Origin of the sequence: Eubacterium sp. MSJ-33, assembly GCF_022174665.1 — a bacterium.
Taxonomy (GTDB): Bacteria; Bacillota; Clostridia; order Lachnospirales; family Lachnospiraceae; genus Coprococcus_C.
Genome location: NZ_CP076562.1, coordinates 669229 through 689708, shown reverse-complemented (window position 1 = coordinate 689708; position 20480 = coordinate 669229). Strand labels below are relative to the sequence as shown.

Here is a 20480-nt window from a genome sequence, read left to right as displayed (position 1 = left end):
CTTATTATATTCATTTTCTGTAAGGTTGTTTCGTATAATGTACAAATTGGAAGAAGACAAAAATTATAAAAGGAGTGGAAATGAAGAAAGTTATATTGATAATTATGACTTTGGTGTTTGTGGTTGGAAGTTTCGTGACGGTACGGGCAGATGAACTGGTGGAGACGGCTGCAGAGACAGATACAGAAAATGAAAAGAGGGAAACGGTAGAGACAATCGCGGGGGAAACAGCGGATGATCCGCTTTCCATCCGGTCAAAATCAGTTCTTTTGATGGAATTGGAAAGTGGAACCGTACTCTATGAGAAAAATGCAGATGAGATGCTGCGCCCGGCATCTGTGACAAAAATTATGACATTGCTGCTGATTTTTGAGGCGTTGGAGCGGGGAGATATCACGTTGGAAGATACGGTTGTTGTTACAGAACACGCTGCATCTATGGGAGGATCTCAATGCTTTTTTGAGGCAGGAGAAGAGCAGACTGTGCAGGATATGATAAAATGTATTGAGGTTGCATCTGGCAATGATGCTGCGGTTGCGATGGCGGAACATCTGGCTGGATCCGAAACGGCGTTTGTTCAAAAGATGAATGATCGGGCAAAGGAATTAGGCATGGAGCATACACATTTTGACAATGCCTGTGGCCTGGAAGTAGAGACACATCTGACCTCGGCGCGTGATATCGCAATTATGTCAAGACAACTGCTTTTGTATCATCCGGACATTCTTACATATTCAACCATCTGGATGGATTCCATAACTCATAAAACAAGGCGCGGGGAATCACGATTTGATCTTGCAAATACAAACAAATTCCTGAATCTGTATACCGGAGCCAATGGATTAAAGACAGGTTATACATCGCAGGCAAAATATTGTATGTCAGCTACAGCTACAAGAGACGGGGTCACCCTGATTGCCGTTGTTATGGGAGCAGATACGAAGGAAATACGAAACAGTGAGGCGATGAAGTTATTGGATTATGGGTTTGCCCAGTGCAGGTCTTATGTGGATATGGATGTGCTTCCGGAAACATTGTATATACCGGTACAGAAGGGTACCAGTAAATCTGTGGCGGTCAAACCGGTAGAGCAACATACGATTACGCTTGCAGCTATCAATCCGGATCAGATAGAAAAACAGGTCATTGCATACGAGAATTTAAAAGCTCCAATCCGGGAGGGAGATGCCGTTGGGGTAGTTCAGTATTTGTATAATGGCAATTGTATCAGTGAGGTAGTTTTGTATGCAGAGCAGACAGTTCCTAAACTGGATATGAAATACAGCCTTACGGAAATTGCCGGAAGAATATTTATGGCGAAATAGATAAAGATAGAGTATAATCAGACTATGAGTAAAAAGTTTCAAATTACGAGATACAATTTTATCAATAAAAAAATAAGCAGGCCGCTTCAGATAGTCATGATTGCGGATCTGCATAATCAGGTGTATGGAATCGGAAACACGGAGCTTCTTGCGGCAATAAAGAAAGAGCAGCCGGATATAATCCTGCTTCCCGGAGATATGATTGTCTGTCGGAAGAGCGAAGCAGAAAATAATCTTTCAACTGCGGAAACGATTCAGAAGATGACGGAGATTGCACCTGTTTATTATGCATATGGCAACCATGAACGTGGACTTGCGGAAGATGTGCGTGAAACGGAGGGTCTGTGGGATATGTATGTACAGAACCTGCGGAATATGAAAGATCTTCATATGCTTGTAAATGACAGCATTGTATTAGAAGCGTGGAATTTATGTATTACCGGGTTGGATCTTCCGAGAGGATATTATAAGAGAATTGTAAAAAAACCTCTCCGCACTGATACACTGACATCTATGATTAAACCATTACAGTCGGAATACTGTAATATTCTGCTGGCACATAATCCAGATTATTTCCGTGCGTATTGCAGACAGAATCCGGATATTATTCTGTCGGGGCATAACCATGGCGGGATGATACGTTTACCGGGACTTGGCGGGGTGGTTTCGCCACGGCTTCATCCGTTCCCGAAATACGATTATGGAGTTTACGAGAATAAAATGCATACAACCAGGATGATAGTCACCAGTGGTTGTGGCATGCATTCGATTCATGTTCGAATCAACAATCCGCCGGAGATGGTTGTGATACATGTAAATAATATGTAAATTAGTTGTATCAAAACAGCATTTTTTCGGCATTTAGTTGCAATCATGATGACTATGGGATATGATACCAACAGATAAATAGTACAGAAGGGGTGTTCTGTATAATAAATAAAAAGGATGTAAATATGAGCAGGGGAAGAGACGAAAAAAATAAAAAACAGGAATCGGAAATTGAAACAAAAAAAGATACGGATAAAACAGAGGCTATAACAGCAGCTGAAGAGAATACGGAATCTGAGACACATACAGGGACAGAGGAAAAAACAGATTCTGCAGAGATGAAACCGGAAAACGAAAAAGAAGATGGGGCAGAAAAAAAGGAAGAATCTGTCAGCCTGTATGAGACGGACCCATTTATAGATCCTTCAATCTATCGACAGAAACGGAGAAAAAAGCTGACGAAGAAAATTACAGTCATTACCGTTCTTTCGTTATTTGTTGTTTACTTCGGTGGCGTGATTTTCCATATGAATCATTTTGGAACAATGACATACATCAATGGAATTGATGTATCCGGAAGATCTGTAAAAAAGACACGGGAATTGTTACTGGCAGATGCAGAAAAATATAATCTTGATATCAAATTCAAAAATGCAGAATTTCATTTTGCGGTTGGAGATGGAGATTCAACGGTCGAATTGACGGATACTGTGCAGTCGTTGTTAAAAAAAAATACACCGTTTATGTGGTTTGCAGACTGCTTCCGCAAATATGACTATAAAATTGGTTATACAGTTGTCTGTGATGAACAGAAACTGAAAGATTGTCTGACAGAATGCCCGGCACTGGATGAGACGTCTATGGTGGAATCAAGAAATGCAAAAGTTGTATTACAGGATGGAGAGGCAAAGATTATTCCGGACGAGACCGGAACCAGAATCGATACAGAGAAATTGTATGACAAATTGACAAATGCATTAAAAAATTATGAAGAAACTTTTGATGTGGCACAGGAGGATTGTTATGTCCCGGCACATGTACTTACAGATTCGGAAAGCATTCTGCGCGCAAAGGAAAATGCGGATGCGTTTATAAGTATAGATGCAGTGTATCATATTGATGATTATACATATGAAATCCCGAAGGAAGAGCTTACGAAGATGGCATATGTGAGTGATGATGGATCAATCCGGATCAGTAAGAGTAATGTCGAGGCATATGTAGAAAAATTAAAAGAACAGTTCTCCACAGTGGACACGGATCGTGAGTTTGTGACACATGATAAAAAGACAATACTGGTACATGGCAGAAATTATGGCTGGAGAGTTGATGTAGAGGCGGAGACAGAGGAACTGTATGCTGCTCTGAGTGAAAAAAAGAGTTTTGAAAAAGACTTAAACTGCAGCAGACACGGATATGCTTATACGAAACAGAATGATATTGGTTCTACTTATGTAGAAATCGACCTTACAAACCAGCATGTATATTTTTATCAGGATGGAACATTGAAGTGGGATAGTGACTGTGTTACAGGTCAGACACCGGGACATAAGACACCTGGTGGTTTATACAGCATAACCTATAAAGAAAGAAATGCTACTTTAGTCGGAGCTGATTATGAGACACCGGTCGCATACTGGATGCCATTCAACGGTGGAATCGGATTGCATGATGCAAACTGGAGAGGCAGCTTTGGCGGAGAAATCTATACATATAATGGATCACATGGCTGTGTGAATCTGCCGCCATCGAAGGCTGGTGAATTGTATGATTACTTGGAGGCCGGATTACCGGTAGTCTGTTATTGGAGGGATGAAGTGACTTTTGTAAATAGATGATTGGATTTGCAGGAGGATACAACATGAAAAAGAAAATTACTTATAAGGAGTTACAGGAGGCTTGTATATATGTGCAGACACGGCTGCCGTATCAACCGAAAGTTGCTTTGGCCTTAGGATCCGGTCTGGGTGAATTTGCGGATCAATTGACGATTGATGCGAAAATTCCGTACGCGGATATACCACATTTTCCGGTTTCCACTGTGGCTGGGCATGATGGATGTTTCATGCTTGGCAGGGTGGAAGGCTGCCCGGTGCTGATTATGAAAGGACGTGTGCATTATTACGAAGGGTATTCCATGCAGGAGGTTGTGATGCCGGTGCGGGTAATGCAGATGCTTGGAGCAAAAATCCTGATTTTAACGAATGCGGCAGGCGGGATAAATGCGTCATATAAACCGGGAATTCTGGTTCGTATTACAGATCAGATCACATCATTTGTGCCATCTCCATTGATTGGTGCAAACCTGGATTCAATTGGTACAAGGTTTCCGGATATGAGCCATGTATATGACACAGAGCTTGGAGAACAGATGGAAGCGGTTGCAAAAAAACAGAGGATTGCTCTTGAAGAGGGCGTGTATTTACAGACGACCGGACCGAATTATGAGACACCTGCGGAGATTCGTATGTTCCGGACACTTGGCGCGGATCTGGTTGGAATGAGTACTGCCTGTGAGGCGATGGCAGCCAGACATGCCGGAATGCGGGTTGTCGGTGTATCGTGTGTGACAAATATGGCTGCCGGTATGAGCAAAGTGGAACTAAACCATAAAGAAGTGCAGGAAACAGCGGACAGAGTAGCACAGGATTTTCAAACATTAATATATAAATTTATAGCAGAAATAGGGTAAGACAAAAGATGGATAGAAAAATTTTTCGCAGATTATTTGAAGAGAGAATTGTTATGTTAGATGGTGCAACCGGCAGCAATCTGATGCAGGCGGGTATGCCGGTTGGTGTATGCCCGGAGAAATGGATTTTAGAGCACCCACAGCACCTAATCAAGCTGCAGCGCGCATATATTCAGGCAGGTACAAATATTCTGCTTGCACCGACATTTACCGCGAACCGGATTAAGCTTGCGGAGTATCATCTCGAAGACAGCATTCATGAGATGAATATGCAGCTTGTCAATCTGACACGGACGGCAATTGAACAGGAGAATCACCGGGGATTTATTGCCGGAGATATGACGATGACCGGCAGACAGCTTCAGCCGGTTGGAGATCTGGCGTTTGAGGAATTAGTGGATGTATATAAAGAACAGGCAGAAATTCTTGTGGAAGCGGGTGTGGATTTGTTCTTTGTAGAGACGATGATGAGCCTTGCAGAAGCACGTGCGTGTGTGATTGCAATCAAGGAGGTCTGTGATCTGCCGATCATGGTCAGCATGACCTTTAACAGCGATGGAAAGACGTTGTTTGGTTCCACGCCGGAGGCATCTGTAATCGTATTACAGTCACTTGGTGTGGATGCAGTTGGCATCAACTGTTCTACTGGACCGAAGGAAATGGAAACACTGATTAAGCGTATGGTGCGCTATGCGACGATTCCGGTATTTGCAAAACCGAACAACGGTATGCCGGAACTGATCGATGGTGAGACGAAATATACAATGACACCGGAGACCTTTGCAGAGTATGGCCGAGCCTTGGTTGAAGCCGGAGCAAGGGCTGTTGGCGGATGTTGTGGTTCTACTCCGAAGCATATTGAGATGTTAAAGAAGGTTGTTCGTTCCGTGGAGCCGGAGACAACAAAACCGGTCTGCACCCGTGTCTTAGCGAGTGAGAGTGCGGTGCAGGAGATTCATCTTGATGGGAATTTTCTTGTGGTTGGTGAGCGTATCAACCCGACCGGAAAGAAAAAATTACAGGAGATGCTTCGTGCAGGCAATATGGATCTGGTTGTGCAGATGGCGGAGGAACAGACTGAGCGTGGCGCGAAGATTCTGGATATCAATATGGGTATGAATGGCATTGATGAGCTGGAAATGATGAAACGTGCTATTTATGAAGTGATTTCTGTGACGAATCTACCGTTATGTATTGATTCGAGTCATGTAGAAATTATAGAAGCTGCACTTCGTATCTATCCGGGGCGTGCACTTATCAATTCAATCTCGTTAGAAGAAAAAAAATGCCGTCCGCTTATGAAAATCGCAAAGAAATATGGTGCGATGGCTATTTTGCTTCCACTTTCGGACAAGGGACTGCCGGAGAGTCTCGATGAGAAAAAAGAGATTATCCGTCGTCTGTTAGAGATCGCAGACGAGGAAGGGTTGTCACGTGACTCTCTGATTATTGATGGTCTGGTTGCAACCGTTGGTGCAAACCGGATGGCGGCACTTGAAACACTCGATACGATTGCCTATTGCAAGAATGAGCTGCAGATCCCAACGATCTGTGGTTTGTCGAATATTTCGTTCGGCCTGCCGGAGCGGATCAATGTGAATACAGCATTTCTTACGATGGCAATTGCAAACGGCCTGACGATGGCAATCTGTAATCCGGGACAGGCAATGCTTGTGAATGCAAGCCTTGCTGCGGATCTACTGCTTGCCAAAAAAGATTCTGATAATATCTATGTGGAAAACGTTGTGGCGTTATCCCAGACCGAACAGACAGCAGCCAAGAATGTGGCGGGCGAATCCGAAGAAGGAAGCCGAGTCTATCATGATGTAGTAAAGGGTAATAAAGGCAGTATCGTGGAGAATGTGAAACACGAATTAGAGACCGGAAAAGATCCGCAGGCAATCATTGACGAGGATTTGATCCCGGCAGTCAACAAGGTCGGCGAACTGTTCGAACAGAAAAAATATTTCCTGCCACAGTTGATTGCGGGCGCGACAGCCATGGATCTTGCGATTGAATATATTACGCCATTGCTTCATATCGAAGAGAATGCCAAGCCGAAGGGCACTGTCATCATGGCAACCGTTGAAGGAGATATTCATGATATCGGTAAAAATCTTGTCGTATTAATGTTGAAAAATTATGGTTATAAGGTTGTGGATTTGGGAAAAGATGTGCCACTTGACAAAATCATTGCGGTAGCACAGGCAGAACAGGCAGATATCATTGGTTTATCCGCGCTTATGACAACAACGATGATGCGTATGAAGGATGCGGTTGATTATGTACGTGCAAATAATCTTCCATATAAGGTCATCATCGGAGGAGCGGTTGTATCGCAGAATTTTGCAGATGAGATTGGTGCAGATGGGTATTCCAAGGATGCAAATGAAGCTGTAAAGCTTGTTGACAAACTATTGACAGACAAGTAACAAAGGGTTAAAATAGCAGATAATGATTTTTGATGATAATAGGAGAAAGGTGGAACATTTTATGAAAAAAATGGTCTTATCCCTTTTGGTAGATAATACATCCGGTGTACTGAGCCGTGTGTCCGGAATGTTTAGCCGTAGAGGATATAATATTGACAGCTTGTCAGTTGGCGTGACAGAAAATCCAAGATATTCCCGTATGACGGTAGCTGTGAGCGGTGACGATCGTATTTTGAGCCAGATCAAAAAACAGCTTTTGAAGTTGGAGGATGTTTGTGAGATTACAGAATTAAAGGATGGAGAGTCTGTATGCCGCGAGCTTGTGCTTGTCAAAATCAAAGCAAGCTTAGAAGAGAGACAGCAGATTATTTCCCTTACAGATGTATTCCGTGCAAAGGTCGTTGATGTATCAACAGATTCCGTTATGATTGAGATTACAGGAAATGTTAACAAGATTGAGGCATTTATCTCGCTTCTTGATGGATTTGAGATTTCTGAGATGGTGCGCACAGGCTTGACAGGTCTTACCAGAGGCGCTGTAAGCGGTAACTAAGGTCATTACTTACGATTAAGTAGTAACGATAAATTTTTTTACAAAATCAGGAGGATATGATAATGTCAGCAAAGATTTTTTATCAGGAAGATTGTAATCTGTCACTCTTAGATGGCAAGACAATTGCAATCATCGGCTATGGTAGCCAGGGACATGCACATGCTTTGAACTTAAAGGACAGCGGATGCCACGTCATCATCGGTCTTTATGAGGGAAGTAAGTCATGGGCTAAGGCTGAAGCACAGGGATTTGAAGTATATACATCTGCAGAAGCAGCTAAGCGTGCAGATATCATTATGATTTTAATCAATGATGAGTTGCAGGCAGGTCTTTACAAGAACGATATTGAGCCAAACCTTGAGCCAGGCAACATGCTTATGTTTGCACATGGTTTCAATATTCATTTCAACCAGATCATCCCACCTAAGGATGTGGATGTAACAATGATCGCACCGAAGGCACCGGGTCATACAGTACGTAGTGAGTATCAGGCTGGCAAGGGTACACCTTGTCTGATCGCTGTATATCAGGATGCAACAGGTAAGGCTCAGGATCTTGCGCTTGCTTATGGCCTTGGTATCGGTGGAGCAAGAGCCGGTATTCTTGAGACAACATTCAGAACAGAGACAGAGACAGACCTCTTTGGTGAGCAGGCAGTTCTTTGCGGTGGTGTATGTGCACTTATGCAGGCTGGTTTTGAGACTCTTTGTGAAGCTGGCTATGACCCAAGAAATGCTTACTTTGAGTGTATCCATGAGATGAAGCTGATCGTAGATCTGATCTACCAGTCAGGTTTCGCAGGCATGAGATATTCTATCTCTAATACAGCTGAGTATGGTGATTACATCACAGGTCCTAAGCTTGTAACAGAAGAGACAAAGAAGACAATGAAGAAGATCCTGAAAGATATCCAGGATGGTACATTCGCAAAAGACTTCCTGCTTGATATGTCTTCTGCAGGTGGACAGGCTCATTTCAAAGCACTTAGAAAGCTTGCTTCTGAGCATCCATCAGAGAAGGTTGGAGAAGAAATCCGTAAGTTATATAGCTGGAATGGTGAAGGAAAGCTTATCGATAACTAAGATTTACATTATGAAGAACCTAGATCCGTTTCGATCTAGGTTCTTTGTTTTTTGATATGGGGCACGCGGATGCGTGTGCAGGCTATCACGCTGCTGCGTGGTGACATATGACAGGTGGTGTAAGTTATGACATGTTTGGAAGCACAATCAAATATTATGGCTTTTATAGAAAAGAAACTTCCTGACGATGTAATACCGGGGTTTGTAAAACATATGCGGTATTGTAAAAACTGCAGGGAGGAACTGGAAATCTATTATACATTGATCATCGGTACGCATCAGGTCGATAACAACCAGGAGCTGTCACAGAATTTTGCTAAGGATCTGGAGAATGAGCTGAATCGGCTGGAACATCGTGTAAAACAGGCAAAGCGTTTTAAGCTTTCTACATTTGGAATCGTATTTGGTGCGGCTGTTGTATCGTTGCTTTTTGTGTATAATCAGTGTCTGGATAAGGTATATAATATTGAGCAGCGGATGAAACTGGAAGCACAGGGGGAAACTTATTTTTATGATACATTTGGACCGGAGATGTCTGTCTGCATGAATGATATTGTTCAGGAGGCGCAGATGACAAACAAACCGAAAGAGTCTACATTTTATGAAAAATTAAGAGAATATCAATTAACCCACCCGGAAAGTGAGGAAACTGAGAGTAATGAATAAATTGTTATTGGTTGACGGAAACAGCATCATGAATCGTGCATTTTATGGAATTCCAGATATGACAACAAATGATGGAAGACATACAAATGCAGTTTATGGTTTTTTAAATATAATTTTAAAGGTGATTGAGGAAGAACAGGCAACACATATATGTGTTGCCTTTGATTTAAAGAAGAAAACATTTCGACATGAAATGTATGAAGCATATAAAGGAACAAGAAAGGGCATGCCCGAAGAATTGCATGAACAGATGCCGCGGATCAAAGAAATTTTACGGGCGATGCATATTCGCATCGTAGAACAGGAAGGCTTTGAAGCTGATGATCTGATTGGAACGTTGTCAAAAAAGGGGGCGCGGGAAGGATTTGCTGTTACGATTTTGTCAGGAGACCGGGATTTGCTGCAACTTGCAACAGACACTGTGCTGGTTCGTATCCCGAAGACAAAGCATGGAAAAACGGAAATAGAAGATTATTATGCTAAAAATGTGGAGGAAACCTACGGTGTAACACCGCTTATCTTTATTGATATGAAGGGGTTGATGGGGGATACATCGGATAATATTCCGGGGGTTCCGGGAATTGGCGAAAAAACAGCCGCTAAGCTTTTAAAGGAGTATGGAGATCTGGATGGTGTTTATGCTGCGGTGGAAAGCATGAAGGCAAGTAAGATGAAGGAAAATCTGATCGCCAATAAAGATCTGGCATATCTTTCCAAAACACTGGCAACAATCAAACTGGACTGTCCAATTCCATTTGAATTTACGGAGGCACGTTATAATGATCCTTTTAATGCAGATGCGTACACTTTATTCGAGGATTTGGAATTGAAGAGCTTTTATAAGCGATTTTTAGTTGAGAAGAAAGAAACACTGACCTTTGAAACGGTGTTGATTGATGAAATCGACGGCTACAATGCGTTGCTTGCGAAGCTGCAAAGGGCAAAGGAGGTTTCCTTTGCGTGGATTGCACAAGATGGTGAATCACTTGGTATTGCTGTCTGCATGGATTTGGAACATGTATATCTGATTCGGTTTATGATGTTCATCACAGAAGTGATGGTTGCGGATAATCTTCTTGCATTAAGCCGGGAGTATGGGGTGCGGTTAACCTGCATGCATGTGAAAAAACTGCTTCCGTTTCTGGATTTTCGCGAGGAGGATGCTGTATTTGATGTAGGACTGGCAGCATATCTCTTACAGCCGAACCAGTCAGAATATGAATATGACACACTTGCAAAGGTGTATCTGGATCTGGCGTTGCCATCCGAGAAGGATGTGATTGGTAAAGAGAGGCTTGGTTATTTTTCCTTTGAAGATGAAAGATTGCAAAAGTGGATGGCGTATCAGGCAATTGTGCCATATAAGGTAAAGGCACTTTTGCGTGAAAAATTAAAAGCAACGGGAATGGAAATACTATATGACGAGATGGAACTTCCGTGCCTGTATACATTATATGAGATGGAGAAAAATGGTATCCGTGTCGATGGCGAGGCATTGTATCAGTATGGGGAAAAGCTTCGTTCCCGAATTGCGGAACTTACTGCAGAGATTCATGCGATAGCGGGTGAAGAATTCAACATCAATTCAACAAAGAAGCTTGGTGAGATTTTATTTGAGAAGCTGGGACTGAAGAATGGAAAGAAGACAAAGACCGGATATTCAACAAGTGCAGAAGTGTTAGAGAAGCTTGCAAATGCACATCCGATCATTCCGAAGATTTTAGAATACCGACAGCTTACGAAGTTAAATTCAACTTATGCGGAAGGACTGTCAGGTTATATTCAGGCAGATGGAAGAATTCATGGTAAATTCCATCAGACCGTGACTGTAACGGGACGTATCAGTTCGACAGATCCGAATCTTCAGAATATTCCGACACGTATGCCACTTGGCAGGGAGATACGTAAGGTATTTATCCCGGCAGAGGGGGCGGTGTTTGTCGATGCTGATTATTCGCAGATCGAACTTCGGGTACTTGCCCATATGTCTGGGGATGAAGCATTGATTGCTGCATATCGGGCAGATGAGGATATTCATGCGATTACAGCATCACAGGTGTTCGATGTTCCTCTTAATCAGGTGGACAGCAGTCTGCGCCGGAAGGCAAAGGCGGTGAACTTTGGGATTGTATATGGTATCAGCTCTTTTGGGCTGGGGCAGGATCTTGATATCTCACGTAAAGAAGCAGAAAGTTATATCGAGAAGTATTTTGCAACATATGGAAAGGTTAAGGAATTTCTGGATCGTACTGTAGAAGATGCGAAGAAAAACGGCTACACCGTCACGATGTTTGGAAGGAGACGGCCAATTCCCGAACTTGCTTCTTCAAACTTTATGACACGGAGCTTTGGTGAACGTGCGGCTATGAATGCTCCGGTACAGGGAACTGCGGCAGATATCATTAAGATTGCGATGGTACGTGTCAATCGCCGTCTCAAAGAAGAACATTTGCAGTCAAAACTTGTGCTTCAAATCCATGATGAGCTGATTATTGAGACAAAAAAGGAAGAATTGGAGACCGTACAGAATCTTCTTGTAGAAGAAATGATGCATGCGGCAGATCTTTCTGTACCACTTCTTGTGGATGCAAATGTCGGTGATAGCTGGTATGATGCGAAGTGATGACGTGCCTGTGGATGTGGGAAAGAAATACGAAAAACAGAAAAATAGCAGGAGAAACAGATGCTGATATTAGGAATTACCGGAGGTGTTGGTTCCGGAAAAAGTAAGATACTATATGACTTGTCAAGTATATATGGTGCATATATTGTAGAAACCGACAAGCTTGCGCATACACTGATGGAGCCGGGACAGACGGTATATCAGTCGGTTGTGGACGCGTTTGGCACGGAGATTTTGCAGCCGGAGGCACCGTATGCGATTGATCGGAAAAAGTTCGCACAGATTGTATTTTCGGATCGGGAAAAACTCGAACAATTGAATGCACTTACTCATCCTGCAGTCAAAGTGTGGATTCGGAATGATATCGAGGAAAAAAAGAAACAGGGTATGAAAATCTATGTGATTGAGGCGGCGCTTTTGATTCAGGATGGATATAAGGAAATCTGTGATGAGATTTGGTATATTTATGCTGATGAAGATACACGGATTAAACGTTTGATGAAACAGCGTGGTTATACTGTGGAACGCTGTCGTGCCATGTTTCGCAGTCAGGAGCCGGAATCATATTATAAAAAATATGCAGATTTCACTATAAATAATCAATTAGACTATGAAAATTCATCAAAACAACTAAAAGAGCGGTTGAATATATTATTGGGAAATGATATAATTTTATCTATTCATGGGAAAACAGACTAATTTCAGGAGGGAACAGGCGTGGCAACAGTGAAATATCCGGAACCTTTAATATTTGGACTGGACATCGGTACTCGAAGTATCGTCGGCACAGTTGGTTACAGAGAACAGGAGCGGTTTCATGTGGTTGCGATGGCTGTCAGATATCATGATACCCGTTCGATGATTGATGGACAGATTCATGATATTGCGAAGGTCAGTCAGGATATTATCGAGGTAAAACAGCAGTTAGAGAAACAGTTAGGTGGACGTAAGCTGCATGATGTCTGTATTGCGGCGGCTGGTCGTGTCTTGAAAACCGCAATCGGACACGGGGAATACGAATTTTCCGAGAATACGGTTATTACACAGGAATATATTCATTCCATCGATCTGATAGGTGTGGAGCAGGCACACAATGAGATTCTTCAGGAATTAAATGAGAGCCATGAGACAACAAAATATTTTTGCGTTGGATATACGGTTGTGAAATATTTTCTGAATAATTACGAGATTACGAATCTGGAAGGACACAAGGGAACGAAGATTGCGGCAGATGTGCTTGCAACATTTCTTCCGGAGGAGGTTGTGGACAGTCTGTATGCGGCAGTGGAACAGGCTGGGTTGTATGTGACGAACCTTACACTGGAGCCTATTGCGGCTATGACAGTGGCGATTCCGGAGCAGTACCGTCTTTTGAATATTGCTTTGATTGATATTGGAGCCGGAACATCTGATATCTGTATCACAAAGGACGGAAGTGTGATTGCGTATGGTATGATTCCAGCAGCCGGAGATGAGTTGACCGAAGCACTTGTAAAGAAATATCTGATTGATTTCCAAACCGCAGAGAAGTTAAAGACGGTCAGTGCACGTCGGAAATCAGTTACATACAAAGATATTATGGGGATATCCCATAAGATCACTCCTGCGGAAATCTATCAAACTACGGAGGAAGTGAAAGAGACAATCTCAAAGAAGATTGCAGATAAAATCATAGAGTTAAACGGCGGCACGAGTGTCAGTGCAGTGTTTGTAGTCGGTGGCGGAGGCAAGCTGCCTGGATTTACGGATACATTGGCAGTGGATTTAAATCTTCCGGCGGAACGAGTGGCATTGCGTGGAGAAGAAGTGATGAATACAATTGATTTTCAGGTAGAGGGAATCAAAAAAGACCCGCTCTATGTGACGCCGATTGGTATCTGTCTGAACTTCTTTGACCAGAAGAACAACTTCATTTTTGTCAATGTGAATGGGGAACGCGTGAAGTTGTACAACAATGATAAACTGACGATTTTTGATGCGGCGGTACAATATGGAATACCAAATGAAGATATCTTTCCGAAGCGGGGCGAAGATATCACGTTTAAGATAAACGAAAAAACACGGATCGTGCGTGGATATAGCGGGGAAGCTGCGGTTATCAGCCAGAATGGTAAGAATGTCGGTATGAATGCTGTGATTGAGGCAAATGACAATATTCGGATTCAACCATCCACGAAAGGAAAATCCGCGGAGATTGAGTTGTCAACATTGCCGGAATATGCGGGCATGTTGACCTTTAGAGTAAATGGAAACAATGTATCCTGTCCGAAATTTGCAACTGTAAATGGAAAATTTGCGTCATCCATGTACCAGATTCAGGATGGGGATGAAGTATGTATGCGCAATTATTATACAGTGGGACAGCTTCGGACATTTATGGATCTGACAACGGATTTTTATGCATATGTCAATCATCAGATTGCAGAGGAAGATGAGAAAATCTATGAGAATTTTGAAGTCGAGTTTGTAACTCGGAAAGAAGAGACTCCGATTATACCGGACGATGAGATTGTGGAAACAGTAGGGGAAGAAGCGGCTGCCATGGAGAAAGCCGCGGATAAAGCCGAAAAGACAGTGCCGGAGCAGAAAATGATATCACAACCACATATGATGCCAGGTACAAAACGGGAAATTACAGTTATTGTCAATAAAACGCCTGTGACGCTTCGAGGAAAAGAAAGTTATACATTTGTGGATATTCTCGATTTTTATCCGTTTGATCTTACAACTATGCGCGGAAAACGATTAGTTACAAATGTTAACGGAACACATGCAGAATTTATACAGCCGATAGATGAAGGGGCTGTAATTGATATTTATTGGGAGAATTAGACATGCAGGATATTACTGAAAAGCTGATAAAAAATTATACAATCTATCATAAATTAATCTATATTTTTATGGTATTGCTTACAGTATTGACGCGCGTGATGAATTTCTCGGATGATACACCGGTATGTGTAACCTTCGCATCTGTGATTTTTTTGTTTGGCGTGCTTGACAGTGTATTTTATCATACGGGAGTATTCAAGAATATTCATGTAAATACTGTGTTCCGTATGATAGAAATTGTTACATACAGTGTTTTTATGGCATTTATTCCATATCAGGGAGTTTTACTTGTTGGAATGTTTATATTCCTGTTTATGTTGATGATTGAGTTTATTATTTTTGGATCTGATTATGATAAATCCACAATCGTTTTAAGAAAAATGTTTTTAGTTCTTCCGATATTTGTGAATCTGTGCCTGTCATTACGGTTCCGGACCGAGAAGTTCTGGTTTTGTTATGTACTGGTGCTGGCGGTTATTGCGATTACAGTGTTTTTCGTGACAGAGCTTCTGGAGTATTCCTACGATGCGTACGAGTCATACTGTACAAAACTTATGTTGGAACGAAATGATGTGCAGGATAAAAATGAAAAACTGAAAGAATATCAAGAGAAAGTGAAGACAGTCAATGAACGTGTGAATTATCAGAAAATTGAGCTTGCACGGGTTGTCAGCGATCTGGAACAGGCAAATCGTGAGATTGAGTCACAGACAGAAATTATGCGATATATGGCATCGTCGTTCGATATCAATAAAAATATCAATGTGATTGTGGATGCAATCATGGATGTGAAAAATCCAAAGCTTTGTGCAGTGTATCTGGATGAGTCTGTTTGCAACGAGAAACATGGACTTTCTATTGTTAAGACAGATTATTCATCTATGGAACGTCGTCTTCGGAAGGATATTCAAAAGATATATATTGATTTTGAAAACAGCAGAAAGACAACGGAACTGCTCACAGGCGAAGAATTAAAGGAACTTCGGTTTATAGGTGAAACGAATATTAAAAGTCTGGTGAAGCTTGCGCTCATCGATGATAATAAGCAGTATGGCATGATGATTGTCGCATCGGATGTGGAGAATTTCTTTGAGAAGGGTATTTCCTACTACGAGACTTGTCTGGTGGAATACAATGTTTCTTTAAAAACAACGAAGCTTTATCTGCAGACACAGGATATGGCACGCAAGGATGGTTTAACACAGATTTACAATCGCGTCTATTTTGGGGAATTATTTACAAAGGCGGCAGAGAAAGCGACGAAGAAACAGCAGCCACTTTCTGTGGCATTGTTTGATATAGATAAGTTTAAAAATATCAATGATACATATGGACATTTAGCAGGTGATAAAGTAATCAAGATGGTTGCATCTTTGGACGATAAATATGCAAAAGAAAACGGGGGAATTGCCTGCAGGTATGGCGGAGAAGAGTTTTTGCTTGTCCTTCCGGGATATGATGAAAAACAGGCGTTACCGGTTCTGGAGCAAATGCATAAAGAAATTCAGTCTACGATTGTGCATTATAATGACAAGGAGATTCCGGTAAATGTATGTATTGGTTTATCGTCTTATCCATCTATTTGTAAGGATACAAACATCCTTGTCAACCGTGCAGATAAGTCGATGTATTACGGGAAAAAACATGGCCGGGGCAGACTGGTTGTAGATAATCCGGATGTGGATGAGATGTAAGTTTTTGATGGTGGGAAAGAACATAGATTGTACGTGAAAAAAGACATTTATTTACAGAATTTTGGTTGTATACAAAACCTGATTTGTTTATAATGTAAAAAGATGTGAGTTGAAACTATAAAAGCAGAGGAGAAGAACAGTGGCATTTATTGATTCAATTAAAAAAAGAGCAAAACAGAACAAAAAAACAATTGTATTACCGGAAACTGCGGATATGCGTACATTAGAGGCAGCACATAAGATTTTGCATGAAGGGATTGCCGATATTATCTTAGTTGGTGATAAACAGACGATTATAAAGAAGGCGGCTGGTTTGGATTTGACAGGAGCCAAATTTGTAGATCCATATGACTGTGATAAGTTAAATGACTATGTATCAATTCTGGTGGAGCTTCGTAAGAAGAAGGGCATGACACCGGAAGAGGCAAAAGAACTGCTTTTGACAAACGTGTTGTACTTTGGCTGCATCATGGTTAAGGCTGGGGATGCAGACGGCATGGTTGCAGGAGCTGTAAATTCGTCTGCAAATGTGTTGCGTGCAGCATTGCAGATCTTAAAGACTGCACCGGATACAAAACTCGTATCTGCATTTTTCTTAGTAGTAGTACCGAATTGTGAGATGGGTGAGCATGGAACATTTATTTTCTCGGATGCAGGATTGAATCAGTTCCCGGATGCAAGAGAACTTGCAGCAATTGCAGAGAGTTCTGCAAAGTCGTTTGAACTTTTGGTAGAGGCAGAACCGGTAGTAGCTATGTTATCACATTCCACAAAGGGCAGTGCACATCATCCGGAGATTGATAAGGTGATTGAGGCATGCAGAATCGTTAATGAAGAATGTCCGAATTTGAAGTGTGACGGTGAACTGCAGAGTGATGCCGCTATCGTGCCGGAAGTAGCTGCTTCAAAAGCACCGGGCAGCGATGTGGCCGGAAAAGCGAATGTATTAATCTTCCCGGATCTTGATGCCGGAAATATCGGATACAAGCTTGTACAGCGTCTTGCAAAAGCGGATGCGTATGGTCCGATCACACAAGGTATTGCAAAGCCGGTTAATGATTTGTCACGAGGATGTTCGGCAGATGATATCGTCGGTGTTGTAGCGATTACGGCAGTTCAGGCGCAGGCACTTGATAATCAGTAAAAGGTAAAAGGGTGAAGAATATGAAGGTATTAGTCATTAATTGTGGAAGCTCATCACTCAAGTATCAGTTGATTGATTCTGAGTCTGAGCAGGTATTGGCAAAAGGTATTTGTGAGAGAATTAAGCTGGATGGATCTCTGACTCATCAGGCAACCGGAAAGGAAAAGATACAGATTGTGGCACCAATGCCGGATCATAGCGCAGCGGTAAAACTTGTGTTGCAGTATCTTCTGGATGAGAAGCTTGGTGCGATTGCAAGTTTGGATGAGATTGCGGCTGTTGGACATCGTGTTGTACATGGTGGAGAAAAGTTTTCTTCTGCAGTTTTGATTGATGAAGAAGTGCTTGCAGCGATAGAGGAGTGTTGTGATCTGGCTCCACTTCACAACCCAGCTAATCTGATTGGTATTCGTGCATGTCAGGAACTGATGCCGGGTGTTCCACAGGTTGCGGTTTTTGATACGGCATTCCATCAGACTATGCCTGATTATGCATATACATATGGTATTCCATATGAATATTATGAAAAATATAAGGTTCGCCGTTATGGTTTCCACGGAACGAGCCACAGCTTTGTATCCAAGCGAACAGCAGAACTGCTCGGCAAGGATATTAAGGACACAAAGATTATTGTATGCCATTTGGGTGGTGGTGCCAGCATCTGTGCGGTAGAAGGCGGAAAGTCAATTGATACAACCATGGGACTTACACCTCTGGAAGGTATCACGATGGGAACAAGAAGTGGTAATATTGATCCTGCAATCATTGAATATATCGCGAATAAAGAAGGTAAGACACTCACAGAGATCATTAACATGCTGAATAAGGAGTCCGGTGTCTATGGTATCTCGGGAAAGTCCAGCGATTTCCGTGATTTGAATAAGGGAATTGCGGAAGGTGACAAGCGTTGCGAGATTGCCATGAATGTATTTACTTATCAGGCAGCGAAGTTTATCGGTGGTTATGTGGCAGCGATGAACGGAGTGGATGCAATCGTATTTACAGCCGGTGTTGGTGAGAACGATCCAAAGGTAAGAAAAGATACATGCAGCCATCTTGGATATCTGGGTGTTGAGATTAATGATGAGACAAATAAGCTTCGTGGAGAAGAAGTAAAGATATCAACGGAAGGTTCCAAGGTTCCGGTATATGTTGTACCGACAAATGAAGAACTTGCAATCGCAAGAGAAACTGTTGCTCTTGCAAAATAAATATTTTATCAAAAAATGAAAAATACCGTTGACATCATATAGAATTGTTTGTATAATAAGCAAAGTGTGATTTTAAGTGTATTCTTGAAGGAGGTGTAAGGATGTCCATTTGTCCTAAGAATAAAAGTTCAAAAGCAAGACGTGACAAGCGTAGAGCAAACTGGAAGATGACAGTTCCTGGCTTGGTAAAGTGCAGCAAGTGTGGAGCGCTTATGATGCCACACAGAGTATGCAAGGCTTGCGGTTCCTATAATAAGAAAGAAATCATCTCTGCTGAGTAATTCACTGAAATGAAAAAAGACTTTTCATCGAGAGCTTCTCGTTGAAAAGTCTTTTTTTTATACTGGGTTTCTTGACGAAAGAAAGCGATACAACTATAATATAAAAGATTATGTGGTCTATGATGTTTTGCAGTAAGGAAAGGTTCGGATAAGAATGGAAAAAATTGTTATAGCAATAGATACAATGGGAACAGATAATGGAAGCGCATATTTTATTCAAGGAATTGCAGAGGCAATGGATCAGTATGATGATATTTCATTTATTGTGACTGGTAATGAACAGGAATTAAAACAACATATAGAGGAATATGGATGCGATAAAACACGAATTGAGATTTTAAATGCAACGGAGGAGATTACTTGTCATGATGCTCCTGTGGATGCAATTCGAAAAAAGAAAAATTCTTCTATGGTACTGGCATTAAATGCGGTAAAAGAAGGAAGGGCGGCAGCGTGTATTTCCGGTGGTAATTCCGGAGCATTGCTTGCAGGAGGACAGTTTTTAGTTGGACGCGCAAAAGGGGTAAAGCGGACACCGTTAGCACCATTAATTCCGCATCGATACGGGTCATCACTCCTGATTGATTGTGGTGCAAATGTAGATGCAAAACCGGAAAATCTGGTACAGTTTGCAAAAATGGGTTCAATCTATATGAAGAATATTGAGGGGATCGAGAACCCACGTGTCGGTATCATCAATATTGGTGCTGAGGATGAGAAGGGAAATGAACTTGTAAAATCGACGATTCCGTTGCTGCGTGAATGCAAAGATATTAACTTTATCGGTAGTGTGGAATCACGTGATATTCCGAATGGTTCCGCAGATGTTTTGGTCTGTGAGGCATTTGTCGGAAATGTCCTGCTGAAGTTCTTTGAGGGACTTGGCAAGATGTTTATGGCAGAAATCAAAGATACATTAAAAAGCAGCCTAAAAACAAAGATTGGCGGAGCAATGATCTATAAACCGATTAAGCAAACCTTCAAACGATACATGGCAGATGATAAAGGAGGAGCTCCATTGCTTGGATTGAAAGGTTTGGTTGTTAAGATTCATGGAAATAGCAAAAATACGGAAGTACGTTCCGCGATTGAGCAGTGTCGTAATTTTGTAAAGAAGGATGTTACGAATCAGATTATTGAGACATTTGTAGCGGAAGAAAACAAAGGGGAGAATTAA

The 20480-nt window shown here is 41.9% G+C and carries 16 protein-coding genes; all 16 read left to right on the top strand.

The features are described from left to right. Positions 1 to 80 precede the first annotated feature (80 nt). The 16 genes from KP625_RS03175 (at position 81) to plsX (ending at position 20480) form a co-directional block, all read left to right on the top strand. Positions 81 to 1325 (top strand): D-alanyl-D-alanine carboxypeptidase family protein, encoded by a 1245-nt coding sequence (locus KP625_RS03175; protein WP_238299248.1) that lies wholly within the window; start codon positions 81 to 83, stop codon positions 1323 to 1325. Positions 1326 to 1349: 24 nt separating this feature from the next. Beyond that, entirely contained in the window at positions 1350 to 2153 is an 804-nt protein-coding gene (locus KP625_RS03170) for a metallophosphoesterase (protein ID WP_238299246.1), read from the top strand. Between the two features lie 125 nt (positions 2154 to 2278). Next, positions 2279 to 3931, top strand: a complete 1653-nt coding sequence (locus tag KP625_RS03165) for a L,D-transpeptidase family protein (protein WP_238299244.1) — start codon at positions 2279 to 2281, stop codon at positions 3929 to 3931. 23 nt (positions 3932 to 3954) lie between these two features. Continuing rightward, positions 3955 to 4785, top strand: coding sequence for a purine-nucleoside phosphorylase (locus tag KP625_RS03160; protein ID WP_238299242.1), 831 nt, complete (start codon positions 3955 to 3957; stop codon positions 4783 to 4785). A gap of 8 nt (positions 4786 to 4793) precedes the next feature. Continuing rightward, entirely contained in the window at positions 4794 to 7217 is a 2424-nt protein-coding gene (locus KP625_RS03155) for a homocysteine S-methyltransferase family protein (protein ID WP_238299233.1), read from the top strand. A gap of 61 nt (positions 7218 to 7278) precedes the next feature. Beyond that, entirely contained in the window at positions 7279 to 7770 is a 492-nt protein-coding gene (gene ilvN, locus KP625_RS03150; RefSeq protein WP_021985584.1) for an acetolactate synthase small subunit, read from the top strand. A gap of 62 nt (positions 7771 to 7832) precedes the next feature. After that, positions 7833 to 8852: a ketol-acid reductoisomerase gene (ilvC, locus tag KP625_RS03145; protein ID WP_118545023.1), complete on the top strand. Its 1020-nt coding sequence runs from the start codon at positions 7833 to 7835 to the stop codon at positions 8850 to 8852. A 156-nt stretch (positions 8853 to 9008) separates the two neighbouring features. Next, positions 9009 to 9518, top strand: coding sequence for a zf-HC2 domain-containing protein (locus KP625_RS03140; RefSeq protein WP_238299231.1), 510 nt, complete (start codon positions 9009 to 9011; stop codon positions 9516 to 9518). Beyond that, positions 9511 to 12141 (top strand): DNA polymerase I, encoded by a 2631-nt coding sequence (polA, locus tag KP625_RS03135; RefSeq protein WP_238299229.1) that lies wholly within the window; start codon positions 9511 to 9513, stop codon positions 12139 to 12141. The genes KP625_RS03140 and polA overlap by 8 nt, the downstream gene beginning before the upstream one ends. 60 nt (positions 12142 to 12201) lie before the next feature. After that, positions 12202 to 12840 carry a dephospho-CoA kinase gene (coaE, locus tag KP625_RS03130; RefSeq protein ID WP_238299228.1) on the top strand — a complete coding sequence of 213 codons (639 nt, stop codon included), beginning with the start codon at positions 12202 to 12204 and terminating at the stop codon, positions 12838 to 12840. An 18-nt stretch (positions 12841 to 12858) separates the two neighbouring features. Then, positions 12859 to 14973, top strand: coding sequence for a cell division FtsA domain-containing protein (locus KP625_RS03125; protein WP_238299226.1), 2115 nt, complete (start codon positions 12859 to 12861; stop codon positions 14971 to 14973). Between the two features lie 2 nt (positions 14974 to 14975). Then, positions 14976 to 16667, top strand: a complete 1692-nt coding sequence (locus KP625_RS03120; RefSeq protein WP_238299224.1) for a diguanylate cyclase — start codon at positions 14976 to 14978, stop codon at positions 16665 to 16667. Positions 16668 to 16806: 139 nt separating this feature from the next. Next, entirely contained in the window at positions 16807 to 17811 is a 1005-nt protein-coding gene (gene pta, locus KP625_RS03115) for a phosphate acetyltransferase (RefSeq protein WP_238299222.1), read from the top strand. Positions 17812 to 17831: 20 nt separating this feature from the next. Beyond that, entirely contained in the window at positions 17832 to 19022 is a 1191-nt protein-coding gene (locus tag KP625_RS03110; protein ID WP_238299903.1) for an acetate/propionate family kinase, read from the top strand. 101 nt (positions 19023 to 19123) lie between these two features. Next, positions 19124 to 19303 carry a 50S ribosomal protein L32 gene (gene rpmF / locus KP625_RS03105; protein ID WP_021985575.1) on the top strand — a complete coding sequence of 60 codons (180 nt, stop codon included), beginning with the start codon at positions 19124 to 19126 and terminating at the stop codon, positions 19301 to 19303. Positions 19304 to 19487: 184 nt separating this feature from the next. Next, a complete protein-coding gene (gene plsX, locus KP625_RS03100; RefSeq protein WP_238299220.1) occupies positions 19488 to 20480 on the top strand; it encodes a phosphate acyltransferase PlsX in 993 nt (330 codons plus the stop codon).

Excerpts from the sequence above, each read along its gene's own strand:
- KP625_RS03175 (WP_238299248.1), top strand. The coding sequence starts at position 81 with ATGAAGAAAGTTATATTGATAATTATGACTTTGGTGTTTGTGGTTGGA.
- KP625_RS03170 (WP_238299246.1), top strand. The coding sequence starts at position 1,350 with ATGAGTAAAAAGTTTCAAATTACGAGATACAATTTTATCAATAAAAAA.
- KP625_RS03165 (WP_238299244.1), top strand. The coding sequence starts at position 2,279 with ATGAGCAGGGGAAGAGACGAAAAAAATAAAAAACAGGAATCGGAAATT.
- KP625_RS03160 (WP_238299242.1), top strand. The coding sequence starts at position 3,955 with ATGAAAAAGAAAATTACTTATAAGGAGTTACAGGAGGCTTGTATATAT.
- KP625_RS03155 (WP_238299233.1), top strand. The coding sequence starts at position 4,794 with ATGGATAGAAAAATTTTTCGCAGATTATTTGAAGAGAGAATTGTTATG.
- ilvN (WP_021985584.1), top strand. The coding sequence starts at position 7,279 with ATGAAAAAAATGGTCTTATCCCTTTTGGTAGATAATACATCCGGTGTA.
- ilvC (WP_118545023.1), top strand. The coding sequence starts at position 7,833 with ATGTCAGCAAAGATTTTTTATCAGGAAGATTGTAATCTGTCACTCTTA.
- KP625_RS03140 (WP_238299231.1), top strand. The coding sequence starts at position 9,009 with ATGGCTTTTATAGAAAAGAAACTTCCTGACGATGTAATACCGGGGTTT.
- polA (WP_238299229.1), top strand. The coding sequence starts at position 9,511 with ATGAATAAATTGTTATTGGTTGACGGAAACAGCATCATGAATCGTGCA.
- coaE (WP_238299228.1), top strand. The coding sequence starts at position 12,202 with ATGCTGATATTAGGAATTACCGGAGGTGTTGGTTCCGGAAAAAGTAAG.
- KP625_RS03120 (WP_238299224.1), top strand. The coding sequence starts at position 14,976 with ATGCAGGATATTACTGAAAAGCTGATAAAAAATTATACAATCTATCAT.
- KP625_RS03110 (WP_238299903.1), top strand. The coding sequence starts at position 17,832 with ATGAAGGTATTAGTCATTAATTGTGGAAGCTCATCACTCAAGTATCAG.
- rpmF (WP_021985575.1), top strand. The coding sequence starts at position 19,124 with ATGTCCATTTGTCCTAAGAATAAAAGTTCAAAAGCAAGACGTGACAAG.
- plsX (WP_238299220.1), top strand. The coding sequence starts at position 19,488 with ATGGGAACAGATAATGGAAGCGCATATTTTATTCAAGGAATTGCAGAG.